The 17,871-nt window shown below is 60.8% G+C and carries 14 protein-coding genes and 1 pseudogene; 9 read left to right on the top strand and 6 right to left on the bottom strand.

The window, feature by feature from the left end; all coding sequences use genetic code 11:
* The first annotated feature begins 434 nt into the window (after positions 1-434).
* The 6 genes from J3A72_RS13370 (at position 435) to J3A72_RS13345 (ending at position 7,094) form a co-directional block, all read left to right on the top strand.
* Complete coding sequence (locus J3A72_RS13370; RefSeq protein WP_126412177.1) at positions 435-674, top strand: hypothetical protein; 240 nt, start codon at positions 435-437, stop codon at positions 672-674.
* A gap of 720 nt (positions 675-1,394) precedes the next feature.
* The gene (locus J3A72_RS13365; RefSeq protein WP_024956858.1) at positions 1,395-1,718 is read left to right on the top strand and encodes a hypothetical protein; all 324 of its coding nucleotides are present in this window, start codon (positions 1,395-1,397) and stop codon (positions 1,716-1,718) included.
* 375 nt (positions 1,719-2,093) lie between these two features.
* Positions 2,094-2,810, top strand: a complete 717-nt coding sequence (locus tag J3A72_RS13360; protein ID WP_049401583.1) for a hypothetical protein — start codon at positions 2,094-2,096, stop codon at positions 2,808-2,810.
* On the top strand, positions 2,803-4,653 hold the full coding sequence (locus J3A72_RS13355) for a hypothetical protein (protein WP_024956856.1): 1,851 nt from the start codon (positions 2,803-2,805) through the stop codon (positions 4,651-4,653). The genes J3A72_RS13360 and J3A72_RS13355 overlap by 8 nt, the downstream gene beginning before the upstream one ends.
* A 22-nt stretch (positions 4,654-4,675) precedes the next feature.
* Positions 4,676-5,722, top strand: coding sequence for an ATP-binding protein (locus J3A72_RS13350; protein WP_072167141.1), 1,047 nt, complete (start codon positions 4,676-4,678; stop codon positions 5,720-5,722).
* Positions 5,723-6,548: 826 nt separating this feature from the next.
* On the top strand, positions 6,549-7,094 hold the full coding sequence (locus J3A72_RS13345; RefSeq protein ID WP_126412179.1) for a hypothetical protein: 546 nt from the start codon (positions 6,549-6,551) through the stop codon (positions 7,092-7,094).
* Positions 7,095-8,099: 1,005 nt separating this feature from the next.
* On the opposite strand, the pseudogene J3A72_RS23045 reads toward J3A72_RS13345, so the two are convergent.
* The 4 genes and pseudogenes from J3A72_RS23045 to J3A72_RS13325 form a co-directional block, all read right to left on the bottom strand.
* A pseudogene (locus tag J3A72_RS23045) lies at positions 8,100-8,258 on the bottom strand (conjugal transfer protein); the annotation flags it as partial.
* Positions 8,259-8,472: 214 nt separating this feature from the next.
* Complete coding sequence (locus J3A72_RS13335) at positions 8,473-8,784, bottom strand: hypothetical protein (RefSeq protein WP_140222829.1); 312 nt, start codon at positions 8,782-8,784, stop codon at positions 8,473-8,475.
* 200 nt (positions 8,785-8,984) lie between these two features.
* Positions 8,985-9,545 carry a hypothetical protein gene (locus J3A72_RS13330; protein ID WP_140222830.1) on the bottom strand — a complete coding sequence of 187 codons (561 nt, stop codon included), beginning with the start codon at positions 9,543-9,545 and terminating at the stop codon, positions 8,985-8,987.
* A 4-nt stretch (positions 9,546-9,549) separates the two neighbouring features.
* Positions 9,550-13,692, bottom strand: coding sequence for an RHS repeat-associated core domain-containing protein (locus tag J3A72_RS13325; protein WP_075076885.1), 4,143 nt, complete (start codon positions 13,690-13,692; stop codon positions 9,550-9,552).
* A 372-nt stretch (positions 13,693-14,064) separates the two neighbouring features.
* On the opposite strand from J3A72_RS13325, the gene J3A72_RS13320 reads away from it, so the two are divergent.
* The 3 genes from J3A72_RS13320 (at position 14,065) to J3A72_RS13310 (ending at position 16,103) form a co-directional block, all read left to right on the top strand.
* On the top strand, positions 14,065-14,820 hold the full coding sequence (locus J3A72_RS13320) for a tetratricopeptide repeat protein (protein WP_075076886.1): 756 nt from the start codon (positions 14,065-14,067) through the stop codon (positions 14,818-14,820).
* Positions 14,821-15,275: 455 nt separating this feature from the next.
* Positions 15,276-15,632, top strand: coding sequence for a hypothetical protein (locus tag J3A72_RS13315; RefSeq protein WP_075076887.1), 357 nt, complete (start codon positions 15,276-15,278; stop codon positions 15,630-15,632).
* On the top strand, positions 15,633-16,103 hold the full coding sequence (locus J3A72_RS13310; protein ID WP_075076888.1) for a hypothetical protein: 471 nt from the start codon (positions 15,633-15,635) through the stop codon (positions 16,101-16,103).
* Between the two features lie 104 nt (positions 16,104-16,207).
* Here the strand turns inward: J3A72_RS13310 and J3A72_RS13305 are convergent, their stop codons facing one another.
* Together J3A72_RS13305 and J3A72_RS13300 are read right to left on the bottom strand one after the other, a co-directional pair.
* Positions 16,208-16,834, bottom strand: coding sequence for a nucleotidyltransferase family protein (locus J3A72_RS13305; RefSeq protein WP_075076889.1), 627 nt, complete (start codon positions 16,832-16,834; stop codon positions 16,208-16,210).
* The gene (locus J3A72_RS13300) at positions 16,810-17,871 is read right to left on the bottom strand and encodes an XdhC/CoxI family protein (RefSeq protein ID WP_075076890.1); all 1,062 of its coding nucleotides are present in this window, start codon (positions 17,869-17,871) and stop codon (positions 16,810-16,812) included. The genes J3A72_RS13305 and J3A72_RS13300 overlap by 25 nt, the downstream gene beginning before the upstream one ends.

Here is a 17,871-nt window from a genome sequence, read left to right as displayed (position 1 = left end):
TTCCCGCTCACGCAAGGCTCGCTTGGCGTCGCCCTCGTCGTCGGTACCAGCCTCAACCCAGAAGGAGGTGACAGCAGACGCGGCCGCATGCATGACCAACGTAAGCCGTCCATTGCCGGATTGCCTTAAAAACTCTACGCAAACCGTTGGCCCGTCTGCCAGCCACCACGAACCGGTAGACCGTCGGGTTGCCATACCAGCGACCCCCAACCAAGATAGGCAATCATCTTGAGCCTCTACTCGACTGCGACAGCCGTGCCGCCCACCACAAGCGGCTCATTTCGTAATCGGTCGAGCCTTTAGTCTCTGCGCTCACCATCCTGGATGCCTCCTCGTCTCAACAAGACTCTGTATTGATAGCGCTACCGCGCCATCTGCCGCGATGTTGCGCTGCAGGGTCCGACGCCGGGCGAGAAGAAGCGCGAAGACGGAGCATGCTGCTGATTGCGGACTACCCGCAAGAGCGGGTGACGCATGCCTGGGAGATAGTCGAACCCGCTGTCTTCAAGCTCAAGTACGAGGCGGGAGAGAACCTCATGCTGCAGGAGCAAGCGGCGTCGCGACGATGCAATCCGAACACCCCGGCACCCTGTGAAAGGAAGCACGAAATGGCTGAAGTACCAGAACAGCTCTTCGGCAATAAGCTGGATGGGACTATCCTGCCCCACCAGTAGCAGGCAATCGTGCAGTGCACGCCCCAAGGCAAAGCAGTCATGCCGTCTGCCCTGCTCATGGGCGACCCTCAACATCACCACTAGTGCCGCCAGGCTATCCAGAGTGCCCAGCCCGCACAAGCCCTCGGTGATCTCTCGTAACCGACGGTCTCGGCGGACAAACATGCCGGCTCGCAAGCTCGCTCCGCTGAACACTTCCAGTTGCACAGGTGCACTGAGCGACATGAGTATTGATTCTCCACAACCGCCAAGTGCCTCGTGGACATTCAGAGCGGCCCAGACCGGTGAACATAGAACCATGCGGGAGCCGGGATAGCGCGCCTCGGCTGCTGCCTGCGTCGCCTGGGACGGGACGTGTTCCGCATGGGCATATTTCACCCACACATTGGAGTGGCAGCCGGGACGCTCCGGGGATATCGACTGTCCGAGCGCGTATGCGCTGGATAGGCCCATTCGGCTTCGCAAGCATTCAAACCACAATCCGACACTGAGTGATCGCAGGCAGTACGGCACGGCTCGGTTGGCGGGAAGTATGCTCGTGCTTGCACGCATGCGGGCAAGTCGCGCCTCGCCGTAAAAGGGTATCTCTTTGAGCGCCATGGCCGTGCCCCTCCCCATTCACCTTTGATGGGTAACGAAACGCGAGTTTGTTACTCCTTCCACCATCCGTATTAGAGGGGCAGAATCAGGAGGACACAAGCGACGGGGTGTGACCACGCCATGACGGAGCGGACCAACGAATCAATCCTGGCCCCGGAACGCCGTGAGATCGAAAGAGAATTGACCTTTCATTTCGGGCCTCTCATCGGCTATGAAAACTTGCCGCGAGCTCTTGGCTATCGCTCCAGCCACGCGCTCCGCCAAGCAGAGGCACGCGGAACCTTGCCCGTGAAGATATTCAAAGTGCCCGGCCGCCGCGGCAAATTTGCCTTTGCGATGGACATCGCCGACTGGATGGTTGGGCTGAGGGCCGCAATCAGTCCGCCGGCAGTATCTGGCACCCCGCAAGATGAAGCGGCTGCTCTGAAGCCCAACCAGGAATGACGCCCCACAACCCAAACTCAAGGGGCCGGGCTTGTAGCGTTTCAAGAACAGACTCAAGACGTCCCCGAAGATGCGCTCGCCGAGCGCCGAGGAGAGTACCAAGAGCCGGAAACTAACATCTCCGAACCCTGGAAATGACTTGCCCCCGTTGGCGCGGGGGCAAGTGACATCTGTTGGAGCAGATGGTGGTGAAACTCAGCCTGTACCCTGAGGCTCACCCTTTTCCTTGACAAAGTCAAGCGACTTCCCGTTCGCGCGGAGGGGTGCGCCCATTTCCTCCCCATCTCATATGGCGGAGGCGAACCTGAATGGGCACCTTGTTCCAATCTCGAGACCGGGCAGACGTTCGCAAGCCGACGGCTGAGGAGCAGGATGATGACCGCAGGAAAAAGCGCGACCGCCAAACCGACGGACGAAGACCGCCGTGAGGGGCATCTGCCCCATTCCCCTCTCGAGCTAGCACGCGGCAAGCGCGACCGCCGCGAAATCTTTGTATTTCAGTCCCCGAAGAATGGGCGGACCGTAACGGTGGCCGACCTGGTCAACTTTTGCCAGGCGCTGATGCTCGAATTTGACCCCCAGGTGGAGATGTATGTTGAGAGGCCGCGTCGAATCACGGTAGGCGAGAAGCGCGACCTTGAGTTGAGCTTCTGGGTCGGGCGGAGGGATGGCACCCAGCACTACCAGTTTGTAATCCCTACAAAACGGGTGGCTTCACTGAGCGTTGGCTTAGTCAAGCTTCCCGCAGATGACGAGCTCATCCACATGGCCTTGAATCAAGGGCTCGTATTGCGACTTGTCCACGAAAACTCTCTGGCATCTCGCGCCAGCGAGGTCGCTGTTGCCTACGAACTACTTCCGCTTGTCTGGGCCAATGCAAAGATCGCGGGGGCCAGGCAGTTGGAAGTGAGGATTGAGGACATGCTCCAGAACGTTGAGCGCCTCACCATGAGCGCATTACAACTGCAGACGGGCCAGGCCCGGTTCGCAGTGGCTTGCGCAGTGGCAAGCCTCGTCTACACCGGCCGCGTACAACTCGTGGACTATCGCCCAGGGGATCCGGATGCCCTCGTGGAGGTGCGTCATGGCTAGGTACGAAATCTATGATCAGGCGACACTCGACGAGTGGTACTCCCCACATCCGGTTGATATTGCACCAGATCATCTCTCCAAGTTCCGCGTGGCCAAGGAAGCACTCACCGCCTTGCTTCTGGGCCGTTCCACCATCACCGCTATATCCCGGAGATATGGAATCTGCCACAAACGCCTGAAGCGCATGGCAATGAAAGCGCCCACGATAGCCCACGATGGCATGCCGCACGGATTTCGCGTATGCATTCCATGGGGCAGTTACTCGACTGAGCTTTCCTTCGAACCCGCGGAATTGCCGCTGGTTCCAGGAAGATTTGCGTGGCACAAAGTCTCCGAAGCTGTGCCGAGTGTTAAAGCCTTGATCGATGGCTTTGCAACCCATCTGCCGCCGGGCCGCCCTCCAAGCGCGTTCGTAAAATTGCACCAACGAGTCCTTGCGGAGCTGAAGCAGCACAACCTGGAGGACAAATTCCCCCTGAACGATCCTGGCAAGGGGAAGCGCTCGCTGCTTGCTTTGCTCAAGCGGCGGCAGTCGGCAGTAGCCGACGTGGACCTTTATGAACCTCAATCGGCATCGAACGCTCCTGTCGCTTTGGAGCAAGCAGTACGGATGGGCCTGTTCGCCAGAACGGAGTTTGACGCGCACCAAATCGATGTTGAATGCAAGATCTCCATCGATATGCCCAATGGCGCGCGTGTTACGCGCAAAGTGTCACGGCTATGGCTTCTCATCGAAATAGAGACTGAATCCAGGGCGGTAACGGGATGGCTTCTCTGTGTCGGCCAGAGCTATGACAATCTTGATGTAGCGCTCTGCTTGTCCAAGTCAATGGAACCCTGGGCTCCCAGGGACCTGACGATCCCGGACCTCTTCTACGCACCTGGCGCTGGAATGCCCGTCTATCAGGCAGCAACGCCGATAGTCACGCGCTCGGCCGCTGTCGCACTGGACAACTTCCTTGCGCACTCGGCCCATGCACTCGAAGCAGCATTCTGCAGGGCTCGGGGAGGTGTGATGATCTTCGGAAAGTCGCACACACCGCGCTCACGACCCATTGTAGAGCAATTCTTCTCGCGCTTGGAACGTGGTGCGCTGCGTAAGATCCCCGGCGGTTTTGAGCCCGCCAAACGGCTGGGGGAAAACAAGATCAGGATCAGCAACTTCTCTCCGGATGCCCATCCCATCCAGATGCACCTTCTCGAGGAGCTCCTGGACGTCATCATAGCCAACTACAACGCGACGCCTCACTCCGCACTCGGACAGATGACGCCGCTAGCGTATCTCACGAATCGCAAAGAGTCAGCGTTTGCGTTTGCGCCGGAAACCTGTGGCCTGGATGCTGCAGATATGGCTTCGACAATCGTAAGCCTGCCCGTAAAAGGCAACAAGGATAATGGGGAGTTGCCCCATGTCACCTACTTGTATGCGGACTACCGATCCCCTTCCCTTAACGATAAATGGGGACTGATTGGCACCAGGATTCTTGCGCGCGTGAATAGGCGCGATCTTCGTTCAATCGTGCTACTTCAAAGTGCCACCGTGCCATTCGGAGTGGCTACCGCGCGAGCGCCTTGGTCGCGCGCGCCGCATGACGAGAGGACGCGAAGGATCATCTGTCGTTGGTCCAAACAGCGCAGTGATTTCTCAATCGCTGGCGTGGAGTGTGCAATTGAAGCCTTCATAGCGCATCTTCGATCTACTGCAGACACGTCCCAACCCGCAGTCGACCAACTTGCGCGCTTGCAGCAGTTGCACTTCGGCCGTCTGCCCGACATTCGGTCCCAGCCAGCTCACATCCCGGTAAGAGTCCCCCGGGGAGGCAAGGTGAATCTTGATGACTAGATCGGACCTTGCGGAGGCCATCATGGCCGTCCGTCGCCTTGACCCCGACCATCCACTTTTCATTGAGTCTGGCTACCGTATCAACACGAAGCCTGTCGAACGCATGGCGGATTTCGTTCTGTACAACATTCAGCAGGGTCATCATGGGTGCTCTCTTTATTCAGAGAGCGGGGTTGGCAAATCCACGGCGCAAGACTATCTAGTCGAAACCGACTGGCGCTGGCTCGTGGAGGACGGACGCCGCGCAGGTGTGGCCAGGGCAATCGTCGCAACCTCAGATGCATGCAGGAGCCCGCTGAGCTTCTGGCACGCGCTTTCACATCAACTGGGAATGCCGCGCTGGTCATCGGCCAGGCCTCACGAGCTGAGGGCACGAATACACAATCACATGCGCGCCGCGTGTGGGCACGCCGACGTACGCAGGTACGTATTGTTCATCGACAGTGCTCAACGGCTCACCAATCTTGAGTTTCAGTGCTTAGAAGATCTTGATAACTTGATGAGCAAGGACAGGCTTACTCTCTTTTTGGTCTTTGTGTACCAAAGTGACCAGCAGGGCATCGAGCTTGGCGACATGTGGCAGCACCATCCGTCACATGTTGTTCGCCGGTGGTTTCTGGACTCAGCCCCATTTCTTCCTCTTGCGGCGCGAGATGAGGTCAGGCATGCCCTGTCGCGCTACGACGGCGCAGCATGGTGGCCGACAGAGGACATGCCATTTTCTAGATACTTCGCCACCGACGCATTTGATCGCGGATGGCGGCTGGAATCTGAAACGGAGATGATTTGCGATGCTGTGTCCGCCCTCCGGAGGGAGGTGGGACTTCCCGAACATAGTGGCTGGCCGATGTGCTCCTTCACATCGACCGTGCGGAATCTGCTAACGAACGCTTGGTTTCAGCAGAGTTTCGAACGCTTCACTCCATCTGACGTCCGTGCTGCGCTTGTGCATGTCGGGTACCTGCGAACCGAGTTCATTCGCATGCGCGAGAAGATGTCCGACAAGGCAATCGCCATCATTGAGAAGATACAGAATACGGCAAACCAGGTAGGGGGAAGCAATGAATAGCTCTCGCGCCGTAAATCCTTCTACGCCTCGGATTGTCGGCGCAGAGCATGAGTTCTATCCATACATATCGGGCTACGGCGTGCTGCAGCGGATCGTTGCACTGGGCATGCCAACAAGTGAGCAACTCATGATCATGGGGGTGAGGCGTAAGACTGGGCGCTCCATGCTCCGCCCTTTGCTTCTGCCGGGCCGGGTGCAGGATACTTTTGCGTCAGCCATCGAAGTCCGTGACGTCACAACGAAGAATCTATGGAATCCGGCCGCGTGGCTTCCAGTTCAATCACTTCGACTTCTCGCGGGTAGTGAGCTTCCATATATGCGGTGCCCCGCATGCGCACTTCACGGCTACCATTGTTCACTATTTCTCCTTCCTTCCATCTCTGCGTGCCCTTGGCATGGCGAGAAGCTCATCAGCCACTGCGAGGCATGCGGAAGGACGCTGGGCACCAGTTTTGACCACTCCGGTGGTCTCGGGACTTGTACTTGTGGATTTCAGCCAATCGACGCCCACACAGCGCTACTGGACGTCAGGCAATTTCCCGCTCGTGAAGTGTCGCAGTGGGTGGATGACTACCTTCATTGGGCATCACGCCAGCGGGCAGGCCGAGTGATTCACTTCCCCAGTGATGCGCAAAGCTGGCCTTCAGCTCTGGCGCGCCTGATTGATAGAACGACTCCTATGCCGCCCGTCCACCAGGACGATGGCAATGCTCACGTAAGGTATGAGGCTTTCCAGCCATCCGCTGACGATCCGGAGCCAGGGGCGTTCTGGGGCTGGGCAATGATTGGCGGCAACTCGGGCCTCATGTGCGCTCCGCTCCCATTGATGGCCTACGATGCTTTGACGCGGGCCACTGCAGCGGCATGCGCCAGGGTCGGACTTGAAGGCCTATCTGTCCTGAGCTTCCGCTCAACGCACTACGACACCCAAGGACCCACTGAGGTAGAGCGGCACGAGTCGTTCCTAGCTCCCTATGGTGTTTCTGCCAGCGGCGCGACTTGGCTCAATCTCTCGGTTGTCGACCCGATGGTAACGTTAGCGTGCGGCACAGCGCTGGAGCTGGCCGCTGCGGCCTTTGGTATCGCGAACGACAAGCCGGATAGGTCCCCTTCCGTAATCGTCGCTTCGGTATTGGACAGCATTAAGGGAAGATCCGCCTTGGTCGACGCGCTTGTGTGGGTTCTGGCAACCGCTTATGAGGAAGGCTTGGCGTTGACGCTTGCAAGGGTGTTCAAGCTGAATCCGAAGGATGTACTGCCTTCAGGTGGGTATCCGGTCATCGAGCTTCAGGGTTCCGCCCGTTCCTTGAGAGAAGTCCGGGTCGCCTGGGTGACACCTCGAAAAACAGCTAGAATCCAGCAGAAATCCTAAGGCAGGCAGTTCTTAGCAATTTTTGCCATCATTGGGGCAACGGCACTGTCTCGTGCCGGACTGCGAACGGCAGTAGCCTTCATGCGAGTACGCAACACAAGGGGAGGCTTTGCCGCCGCGTGGGCTAATTGGCAATTCTAATGAACCCCCGGCAGTCGTGGGCGTGTTTTATGGGCTTCCGGAACTGTTGGGCGTTATTTATGTACTTCTGGAAATGCCGGGCGTCTTTGGTGAACTTCCGGGAATATCGGGCATCTTTGGTGGACTTCCGGAAATATCGGGCATCTTTGGTGGACGGAAGCTGCCAGGAAGAGGCTAAGCTCACCCCATCCATATCTTCTAAAATCAATGCGTTAGAGGCCGGGCGTTTTCGGTGCGGCAGACACGCACCTTTAGCCTGGCGTCGATGGATATTGGCATGGCGTCTATTTGTCTTCTGGATAGGATCTGGCGAGGCCAGTGATATATGCAAGCGGCCTACTTGCAAGCCGACCAAACCATGTCATCCATGCGGCGGCCGACCATGTAAGGCCGGTTAGAACCGTACATGCGGAAAACACGCTCTCGCTCGGCCTTGGCGGCTTCGCATGCTTCCGGGTCCCTGTACTGAGAAATGTTGTGGAGGCGTGCGCCACCACCGCCGTTCCGATAGACAGGCTGCGTTGGTGCAGGTCGGGGCGCGATAGACGCTGAATTCTGCTGTCGAATTGCGTCCAGGCGGCGCTCACTCTCAATGACGCCCTCAGATCGAGGCGCGACCTCCACGGCCCACGTCTTGGCCGCCTCGCCGTTGGCGCACGGCGCTGACTGGTATTTGGTCCCGGCCTTGGTGACGCATTTGTAAATCTGCTGGGCGACCGCAGGCGCGGCGAGTGCACACAGCAGCAATCCAGCTGCAATCCTTGTGAACATGGCATCCCCCTGATGCTTGAGCGCCAAGGAAATGGCTGGCGCTCACGGCGGCAGTATAAGCGCCACCAGCCCAAGACACGCCAGATGCCCAACTTAGTAGCCGTAGAAGGCCCACCGGCCACGCGGCACCGGCCAAGCCACCCGAGACATGCCCAATGCGACCGGAATCGCTGCCAGCGCCCACAGGTTGCCGTTGAACCAGCAGATCGCGGCGAAGGCCGAGACCAGTACCAACCAAGCCGAGCGTCCACGGGAGACTTGTGCTCCCAGATCGCGCAATGGCCCGGGCAGCGTCGCCCCCATTCTTTGCCAGTATTTCCTGTGCTACGGGATAGCCGAACCTGTTACTGATCTTCGGCAAAAGAGTATCCAGTGGGCGACCACGATAGTAGGACTTCAGAGCATTTCTCGCCGCCACTGTCTGTTCCAAAGACAAGCCTGCCCTCGCAAGTTGAAGCGCGGGAACCTACTTGCCAGCTGTCTTTTTTCCCGATAGTGCAGTCAAAAATATCAGAACAAGCGCAATGCAAACTGCCACGTTGAACAAGAGAATGGGGCGTATGGCGAGATAGATTTCACCGACTCCGATGGAATAAGATCCATGAGTGGACTGCGACCCCAGCGCTCTGGCAATGATCTGAATCCACACAAGCGCAGCAATCTGAACGGCAGCTATTCCAATCGCGGATAACAGCCGTCTGGTAGGAGTTCTGCCGGTCATTGCGAAATACGTAAGCACCGCGAGAACAGCGTAGAAGGCAAGCAGCGTCCAGGTCATCATTCTATCCCCCGCAGCCGCAGCCTGTAGGCCGGTTGCCCAGCGTCTCATGCATCGCTTCGATTGCACCTGCGTCGATATCGGCTCGACTATCCGCATCCCAGTTGTGAGGTGGCTGTGTGCCCCCCCCCCTCGATAAAAAAACCCTTGTCGCGACTGCATGGGCTACGACCCGTGCATCCCTTCCATCGAGCAACCCGCTAGTGAATGTCGAGGCCTGATTCCTTGCGATCCACGGAGCCCTTGCGAGGCGAAGTCTCGACTTTGCCCTGGCTCGGATTTTTCGGGAGTGGCTCGTTTTTTGCGCAAATATCTCGCATATCTGGAAAGGATTTTTGACACCAAAGCACCCACTGAGATGCGTTATTCTTCCGCTCTATTGCTGTGCCGCCGTTATATACAAATACAAAACTCTGGCCAGTAGCCTCATTGAGTATTGCTGAAATTACATCGTGAACAGTCTCCGGGGTGTATTCGCGGCGACTTTCAAATCCAGAAGGATCTCTATTCGTCATTACGAGGCCTGGGGAGGCGAGCGGTCGATTATCTTCAAGATGCCCAACAAGATAAGGGATTGCACCTCCCCCCAGTAACTCGATCTGATCAACAGCGGCCTGGCGCTGCTTCTGCGTCCCTGCCAATCTTTTGACAAGGTCGGATACTATTGGATCTAGGTCTCGCCCAGAAAAATCCGTCGTGCAGGCCGAGAAAGAAATAAACAGGCCTATCGACATGGCAAGCAACTTAAGGATCGAACGCATGATATCAGCCTCCACAGTCGCAGTTGCATCCTAGGGCGTTCAGCACTCCCTGGCGATCGGCGGGCGTCACCTCGCCGAGGTGCTCTGCCATCACCGTGCCCTCCCAGCCCGGTTGGGGAGTGGTGTGACCTGGTCGATCTTCTATGTATCTATCTCCCAGTTTCATGATGTGACCAACTTCGTGGCTTGCGACCCATGTGTCTTCGCCAGTATACCAGTTTATCCTATTGGATCGCCCCTTGCCGGGCAATAGGTTAACTTCAGTCGCGCCAATCCCCCCTATTTTAGTTTTTACATCGAATCCTGGGGCTGACCAACTTCTTTCAACGCTGGAGAGGAGTGATGTAATGCGAGCACTATCTGAAGCCGCCTCCCCCTTGAACTTGAGCTTTACAGTGATCTTTGCTCCTTCCTTCGTGCATTTACATGAGGCCTTCAAACCGAGTTCGTCAATTCGATCCGTTGGCCGGGCGGCCGAATAGCCATAAGTGCTAATCCCCCCCATCAACCCAATCGGATCACTCTGCGAATACCGCCCCACAGCCGGGTCGTATTCCCGCTGGTAGTTATAGAACAGCCCACTTGCAGCCGTCGCCTGCTGGCCCGGGAAGCGCAGCGCCAGCTCGAACGCCACACCATCACTATCCGGGTCGGCACTCGGAATCTGGTTGCCAAATACCTCGCTCTTGTTGCTCCACTCCCAGATCGCCACATCGCGCACCGGATCGATCACCACGCGCGGTGTGCCCAGATGATCCGGTTGCACGTAGGCCAGCTCTGGCACGCCGGTAGCCGGCACATTGATCAGCGCCACCGGATAGTTGTCCAGCCAGATCGCCTGCTGCTGCGCCTGACCCGTGGCCGAGTAGTTGCCCAGCCACTGCCCCGCCTCGTCGTACAACGTGATCTGCGCAGCGCCACCGGCCGGGGTACGCAGTACGCGTTCACCGCGATGGTTGTAGGCGTAGCTTTCCAGTACAGCATCGCCCTGCTTCACCGCGTTCATGCGGTTGGCATCGTTGTAGGTGAAGGTCTTGCCGCCGATGCCGGTGGTGTTGCCCGCCGCGTCATGGCTGCGTACCTCGCCATCCACGGCCGTCAGCCGGTGGCTGGTTGCTGGATAGGTATAGCTGGCGGTGCCTGCCGAGGTGGTCAGCGCGGTGCGATTGCCGGTGGCGTCGTAGGTATAGGTTTCAATCGGTGTACCGGTCGTACCGTCCTGGGTCTGGGTCAGGCGACCCAGCGTGTCGTAGGCGTACTGGGCCAGCACCGTCGAGCCTGCGCCGTTCTTCAATTCGGTGATTGAACCGACGGGATCGTAGCCATAGCCCAGCGACAGGCCGCCCGCGGCCGGGTCATGTACCGCCTGCGGGCGGTAATCCAGATCCAATGGGCGTTGTAGCTGGCGACCATTGCCATAGGTCCAGCCAGTCGCCGGGCCGAGGGCCGCATAGGTCACGTTGTTCACCACGATCTGGCGCGCCTGGCCGGGTCGGCTCAGGCCGATCTGGCTGATGCGCCCCTGGGTATCTCGCACGTAGTCGGCCACACTGCCATCGGGGTACGTCAACGCCGTCAGGCGGCCCGACTTGCTGTAGGCATAGCGCAGCGTGCTGGCAACGTCGTTGACGGTCTGCACCTTGCGGGTGACCTGGCCGAAGCGGTCGTGGCAGTACTGGGTGCTGCCATTGGCGTGCAGCACCTGCCCCAGGCGTCCCTTGGCAAAGCGCTCGTCGGCAGCACAGACCGCTGGTGCGACGTCGTAGTTGTAGCCCAGGTCGAGATTGGGGTCCGGGTAGGCGACGCCGATCAGGCGGTTGAGTGCATCGTAGTGATAGGTGGCGGTGACGCTACGAGCATCGGTGGCCGTCTTGCGGTTGCCTGCCGCATCCACGGTAAAGCTGCTAGCGCCACTGTCTGGGCTGACCTGTCCAGTCAGATCGCCGAACCCGTTATAGGCGTACGTGGTATGCAGGCCCTTCGGGTCGGTGACCTGGGTGACCTGATCCAGCGCGTTGTACTGGCTGCGGATCTCCGCCGCCACGCCATCGACATCCTGCAATGTGCTGGCCAGGCGATTGAGCGGATCGTATCCGAGCTGGGTTCTCCGCCCGAGGGCATCGGTAACCTGGGTGGCGTTGCCATTGGCATCGTAGCCAATGTCGGTGGGGTCACCGCTGGAGGTGGCCAGTGTTGTCAGCTGGCCGAGCTGGTCGTAGATGCGCGAAAGTGTGTGTGTGAGTGCGCCGCTGGCATCCAGCGTGTCCTCTGTCACCCGATTGCCCGCATTGTCGAGGGTGTACTGCCGCGTGTTGCCGGCATTGTCGGCAATGCTTGTCAGCCGCTTGGCCGCATCATAGGTGAACACAACAAAGGCGCCGTCTGGCTGGGTCGCCTGCTTGACCAGGCCGTTGGGCCAATAGTCAAAGCGCGTGATCTGATCATCGGCCTGGCTCGAATCATCAGGTCCACGAACGATGCGGGTAGAGAGCCAGCCACGTGGGTGATAACCGTAATCGGTGACTACGCCGTTGGCGTCTCGCATCGAGAGTACTCGGCCTGCACCGTCGTAGGCCAAGTACTCGGTGATGTGCCCCAGTGCATTGCTGACCTTCCACAGATCCCCCTTCCGGTGCGGGCAAGTGGTCGGGGTACCGGCACAGGCCGCGTCATCGGAGGCGTAATACTGATAGGTCGTAAGCTCCGCAACATCGCTGCGGGGACCTTTGATCGAAGTCAACAGGCCTACGAATGGGCAGTTCCCCGCGTTGACGTCGGCCTGCTCGCAGTAGGTCGTGGCGGTGGTCCGAGCCAAGCTGGAAGCCGGATCGTGCGACGTTGCGCCTACTGCTTGCCCGCGTGCGTTGTATGCCCAGGTCCAGCGTGAGACCGGTACGTCCGCTGCATCGTAGATGCGGCGCTCGATCGGTACCCGGAACTGGGGGTGCCAGTCAGTCTGTATGGTGCGCCTGTAGCCTTGGGTGTCGTTGGAGGCGCTGATCTGCTGGGTCAGCAGGCCCCGGGCATCATAGTCCTCGTCGGTAGTAACCCCGTTGAAGTCCGTGAGGACGTCGGGATAGCCATTTGCGTCGTAGCTGCGCTGGCTGATCTGCGAGCCGCCGCACTGACTGCATAGCTGGTCAATCGACGTTTGCTTGGCGCGACCCAGGGCAAGGGTATAGGCATAGGTGGTGGTGTTGCCCAGCGCATTGGTGACCTGTGATTGTTGTGAACCATAGGACACCGACACCCGATCAATCGGGCTGTCCAAGCCGCCATGCCAGCTTGCAACGGCGCGACCCTGGGTGTCGTACTCCCAATTCGCAAAGGCCTGGCCGGTTTCATCCACGATTCCTGTCAACAGCAGCGGGTCGTCGCTGTCGGTGTAGGCATAGCCGACGGTGGAGAACGTCGCGCTTGCTCCTTCCGTGGTGTCATACCGCACCCGGCTGAGGTTCTGCTGGGTGTAGACGTACTTGACGGTGCGCCCATCTGGGCGCGTCACCGTGCTGAGGCGACCGGAGGAATAACTCATGCTCAAGCGGCGCCCTCGCCTGTCGGTGACGTCCCTTAACGCCCCGCTCGAGGTGTAGCGCAAGCTCAACACATCGCCGTCAACGTAGCTTATCCGTACCAACTTGCCATCGAGGTTGAACTGGTAGCGGGTATCGTCGTCACCGGCGACCTCCCATCCGGTTTGCGTGCCATTCTGTTTGACCACCTTCAAGCGCTCACGCACGTCCGCGTCGGGTAGCCAGACATCCTGGTCTTGGCCGACAAAGCGATAGCTGTCGCCGCTGGGCAGGTTCAGCCGGCGCACCAGTACTGCCCCCTCGTCGGCAGTGGCCAGCGAAATCTGGAAGCTGTGACGCCAGCGCGGCCCCAGCTCGATGCCGGGATTGCTGTCGATGGACAGGCTGTTGTAATGACGTTGCAACGATAGGTGGCCAGACGCGTCCGACGCATCCGTCTCGGTCTGAACCTTGATGCCCAGCAGCGCATTGATCGGATTACCCACCTGCTTGGCGCCGGTGGTCACGTCGCACTGGTTGTTCTTGCCAGGATCCCAAGGCAGCAGCACCACGCCGCCGCAGTACTCGTCGATGATTCGCGGGTTTTCGCAGTGGTAGGTCCCGAGACCGAACAAGGCGTTTGACGCATTATCCCGGCACGATTGTGACCCAGGGCTCGCGCCCGCCTCCTGGTACAGCTCCACACATTCGGGAGGGACTTCAGCCCACGCCGGTCCTGCAGCCAAGCAAGCGAAGACACCCATCCATGCAATTCGACCCATCCTGTGGTCTCCCGGCAATCCATTAAGCGGCAGAACCCGCATTAACGCGGCATCCTTCCGGCGTCGTTCACCGCCGCAACAGCAGCCAGTGAGTGCAGCAGAGTCTAATTTGCTCCGGGGCGGCCATACGTTATGGCCATGTGAGGGTCATTCTGGTAATTACCCGTTTCCACCGTACCCCTCCCCCACTATAGTTCCACCCCTCACAAGGACGAGGCGGCACACATGCCCTATATCGGAATCGGACTCCACGTACTGGCAGCCATCTACTTCGCGGTGCACGCCATCCGCTCGGGCCAGAGCCTCTATTGGCTCATCCTGCTCTTCTCCTTCCCACTGCTAGGCAGCATCGTCTACTTCCTGGCGATCTACTTCCCGGAAGCCCGCAACTCGCGCGGCGCGCGGCAGGCAATCCGCTCCGCCAAGCAGCTCATGGACCCGGGCCAGGACCTGCGCAACGCGCGTGCCGAACTGGCGCGTACGCCCACCGTGCAGAATCGGGTTCGCCTGGGCATGACACTGCTGGATGCTGGCCAGGCGGAGGAAGCCAGAACCCTGCTTGAGCAGGCAGCCAGCTCGCCGCTGGGCGACGATCCCTACATTCTGACCGGCCTGGCGCGTGCCCGCCTCGATTCCGGGCAGCCCGCGCGTGCGGCGGAGACGCTGGACGGCCTGTTCGCCCGCCATCCGGATGTGCGCCGCAAGCCGGAACAGACCCTGCTTTACGCGCAGGCACTGGCGGCTGCCCAAGCGCCCGGCACCCGTACCGCGTTCGAGCGCGCCGTGGAATGCGGAAACGATGCCGCCGCCCGCTGCCTGTACGCCGAGTGGTTGATGGCACAGCCGCAGCCCGACGATCGTGAGCAGGCCCGCAGCCTGTTCGCCAGCATCATCGATGATGCCCAGCACTGGTCGCGTCACGCACGCAGCCACAATGCCGCATGGCTGGAACGGACCAAGGTCGCGTTGAAGGGCTACTGACGCCTGGCGGCCTTTGGCAACCCTGTCGCATCCGCCTCGTTCACGGCCCCGCCGGGCGGATGCCGACACTCGTCAGGCGTGCACCGCCGACATCGACAACAGCCTTGCGGCGCAAGGCTCCAGGCCCGTTGCGCCATATGCAACGATTCTGAAAATGTTGAATGTGGTGACGGCATCGGCCTTACTGCATTGGCATCGCGCACAGCCGGGCGTATTCCTCTCCGTGCCACCGAAAACAGGTGGCCGGGATTCGAAACCCCGGTAGTTCGCTGAAGTAAACGCTTGCCAGCCGGCATCACCCTGTGTGGTGCCGGCTGGCAATCCGTCGGCCGGCTATGGCGGGCGGTGCGTGGAGGCCTTGTGCCTGCCGGTTTAGCGAACACCGGGTTTCGAACCTCGCACCGTCCGCCACCTTTATCGGTGGCGGCTTCTGCATGCACGCAAGGAGCCCCGCCATGACCCAGCCCCACTCCCCTGCCCCGCACCCGATTCGCGACACGCCTGCGAATGGCCCTGCGCTGGACCCGAACACCCTCATCGCCCTGCTGCACAGTATCGGCGCCGGCGCCGCCTCCGATGGCCAGCCCTGGCCTGAGCGCCATCAGATGCCGGGCCGGCGCATCGCCTTGGCGGATACCGACTGCTCGCTGGCGGGTCTTCGGGTGGTGCTGGAGATCCTGCTGGCCGCACAGCGCGCCCGCGAAAATGGCGAACTGGAGCAGTACGTCGGCCCTCGCGTCATGGAGGGCCTGATCATGGCTGGCATCGGCCTTACCGCACACGCCAGTACGCGCCTGCATCCGGAGGGGTGAGTGGCGTGGTGCCGCTGGGCGGCCAACGCGCTCTGTCTTGTGGTGGTGGTTGCGGCACAGGCGCAGTGGCCGGCGACGCTAGTGCCCTCGCCTGTCGCGTTCCAAAACATCAACGACGATCGATTCTCACAACTGCGCCGCCAGGCGATGCAGTTCGTGGACTCTCGGCCACGACAGGGCTTCCAGTTCGTAGAGCGGCACCGAGATGCCGAGTTCCAGGTTCTTTGCCGGGGCATACCCGTGCTGTGGCTGGAGAGGCGCTCGCACCATCTGCTGTTGCAGGTCTCACTGGACGCGGAGCAGCGGGCGCCCGCCATTGTGCAGCTTGGTGCGTTGCTTCAATGGCAGTTGGAGCCGTTGGATTACCTGGAGCAGGTACTGGCTGGCGTGCCGGAGCCTGTTCTGTTGGATCGTGTGCTGCAGATTCTTGCTAGTGATGTGCCTGATGGGGCGCGATGTGGCGTGCCGTAGTCGAGCATGGCTCGACTCTACAGGGCTGCGGGCAGCAAGGGTTAGGGCTCCAGCCCTGCCGCTCGTCACCTGCGCGACAGGCATTGGCCCAGTGACCATGCGGGTCACCTCCCGGCATCGATCCAGCCCGCATCGCGCGCACGCGCGAGATCTTCTGGCGTATCGATATCCAGGCCCAGTTCCGGTGCCTGCAGGACATGCACCGTATCGACAGGAAGTTGCCGCAGGCGCGCTCCGAAGCCGCGGTCACCGGATGCACCGACAGGGGTGAACCAGGCGCGCGGCACGACTGCGGGAACGCCAAGCGCATTTCCGTGGCGGGTGCCCGCGCACGTTGACGCTGCGGCGCGGGCACCGGAAAGCAGCGCCTGCAGATGGGAGCGCTCGATTGCGGGCTGGTCGCATGCCACGATCATCACCGCGGTCACCGTGGGCAGCAGGTGTGCGCCGGCAACCTGCAGACTGCTCGCCAGGCCACGCTCCCAGTGGTGATTGGTTACCGGGGTGGCATCCAGCCCGGCAACGCTGGATGTCACGGCCTGTGCGTTCGCGCCCACCACGACCAGGACTTGCGCTGGCGCGAGCTCCAGCGCTAGCCGCACTACGCGATGTACCAGGGTCTCGCCCTGCCGGGTGAGGAGCTGCTTGGGCTGGCCAAGTCGGGTGCTCCCGCCGGCAGCAAGCACGACGATCGCATGCGCGTCAGTCACCTGCCGTGCGCGCTTCGCCATTGCTGCAGCTGTGCGGCGATGCTGAGCGAAATCGCCTCTGGCCCTCGGCCGCCGATGTTCAGGCCGACCGGTGATTGAAGTCTCGGGGAAAGGTAGTGGCGCTGATCCGGTGTCAGCAGCTTGAACAGGTCCTCGCGCCTTCGCCGCGGACCCAGCAGTCCAATGAACGCGACGTTGGTATCAGCCAGGGCCACCAGCGCCTCCCGGTCCAGTTCGAAATCGTGATGCATCACCAGTGCCGCGTCGCACGGGTCGCCATGAAGGGCCTCGGCCGGGCTGGTCTGAAGATGCGCATCCGCGCACTGCCCGGCTGAGGCCCAGCGCGCTCGACGTTCGGCCACGCTGACCCGCCACCCCAGGCCGCGCAGCAGCGGAACCAGGAAGGGCGTTTCGGGACCGCCCCCCAACACCAGGGCCCGCGGAAGCCGAGGCAACGGCAAACACCACGTGCCCTCGCCAAAGGGCTGTGTACCCTCCATCGGATGCAGCGGCCACGCCTGCTCGCGATGGCCGGCACGGAAAATGACCTGCCCCGACGTGCGAAGGTCGCGCTGGAGTGACACGCCCTCTCGCAACCAGACCTCGATGACGTCGTCGAGGCCGGCCATGGCACGCAACGGCAGCAGCGCAATCCGAAGCCGGCCGCGGCAGCCGAGCGCGGACCCGCTCAACAGGTCGTCGTCACTGCGGGTGTCGATCTCGATCCAGTCGACCCGCCCTGCCGCGCTCACCTGCTCCGCGCGTCGCGCGAGCTCGGGCTCCAGGCATCCGCCGCTCAGCCAGCCGACCTGGCTGCCGCTGCAGAACAGCACCATGTCGCCGGCACCGGCGTAGGTGGAGCCATCGGTTTCCAGCACCAGCGCGAGCACGGCGTGCTCCCCCGCGCGCACGCGCGTCAAGGCCGTCTCGAGTACGCCGCGCGGGCTGCCTTCGGCGAGGAAGCCCGGCGCTGCGGACAGGTCCTCGGCAAGATCGCCGGGCTCCCCTCCGCCTGCGGCGGAGACCTCCAGAGTGGGCGAGGCTACGGGTCGGTCCAT

Source organism: Stenotrophomonas sp. PvP093 (genome assembly GCF_017876915.1).
GTDB classification, from domain to species: Bacteria; Pseudomonadota; Gammaproteobacteria; order Xanthomonadales; family Xanthomonadaceae; genus Stenotrophomonas; species Stenotrophomonas muris.
Note: the sequence above shows the minus strand (reverse complement) of the source record. Positions and strands in the feature narration are given on the sequence as shown.

Bases quoted from the DNA above. Each gene is read 5' to 3' on its own strand.
- J3A72_RS13370 (WP_126412177.1), top strand. From the start codon at position 435: ATGCTGCTGATTGCGGACTACCCGCAAGAGCGGGTGACGCATGCCTGG.
- J3A72_RS13335 (WP_140222829.1), bottom strand. From the start codon at position 8,784: ATGACCTGGACGCTGCTTGCCTTCTACGCTGTTCTCGCGGTGCTTACG.
- J3A72_RS13350 (WP_072167141.1), top strand. From the start codon at position 4,676: ATGGCCGTCCGTCGCCTTGACCCCGACCATCCACTTTTCATTGAGTCT.
- J3A72_RS13305 (WP_075076889.1), bottom strand. From the start codon at position 16,834: ATGGCGAAGCGCGCACGGCAGGTGACTGACGCGCATGCGATCGTCGTG.
- J3A72_RS13345 (WP_126412179.1), top strand. From the start codon at position 6,549: ATGGCCTACGATGCTTTGACGCGGGCCACTGCAGCGGCATGCGCCAGG.
- J3A72_RS13315 (WP_075076887.1), top strand. From the start codon at position 15,276: ATGACCCAGCCCCACTCCCCTGCCCCGCACCCGATTCGCGACACGCCT.
- J3A72_RS13320 (WP_075076886.1), top strand. From the start codon at position 14,065: ATGCCCTATATCGGAATCGGACTCCACGTACTGGCAGCCATCTACTTC.
- J3A72_RS13330 (WP_140222830.1), bottom strand. From the start codon at position 9,545: ATGCGTTCGATCCTTAAGTTGCTTGCCATGTCGATAGGCCTGTTTATT.
- J3A72_RS13365 (WP_024956858.1), top strand. From the start codon at position 1,395: ATGACGGAGCGGACCAACGAATCAATCCTGGCCCCGGAACGCCGTGAG.
- J3A72_RS13300 (WP_075076890.1), bottom strand. From the start codon at position 17,871: ATGGACCGACCCGTAGCCTCGCCCACTCTGGAGGTCTCCGCCGCAGGC.
- J3A72_RS13360 (WP_049401583.1), top strand. From the start codon at position 2,094: ATGACCGCAGGAAAAAGCGCGACCGCCAAACCGACGGACGAAGACCGC.
- J3A72_RS13355 (WP_024956856.1), top strand. From the start codon at position 2,803: ATGGCTAGGTACGAAATCTATGATCAGGCGACACTCGACGAGTGGTAC.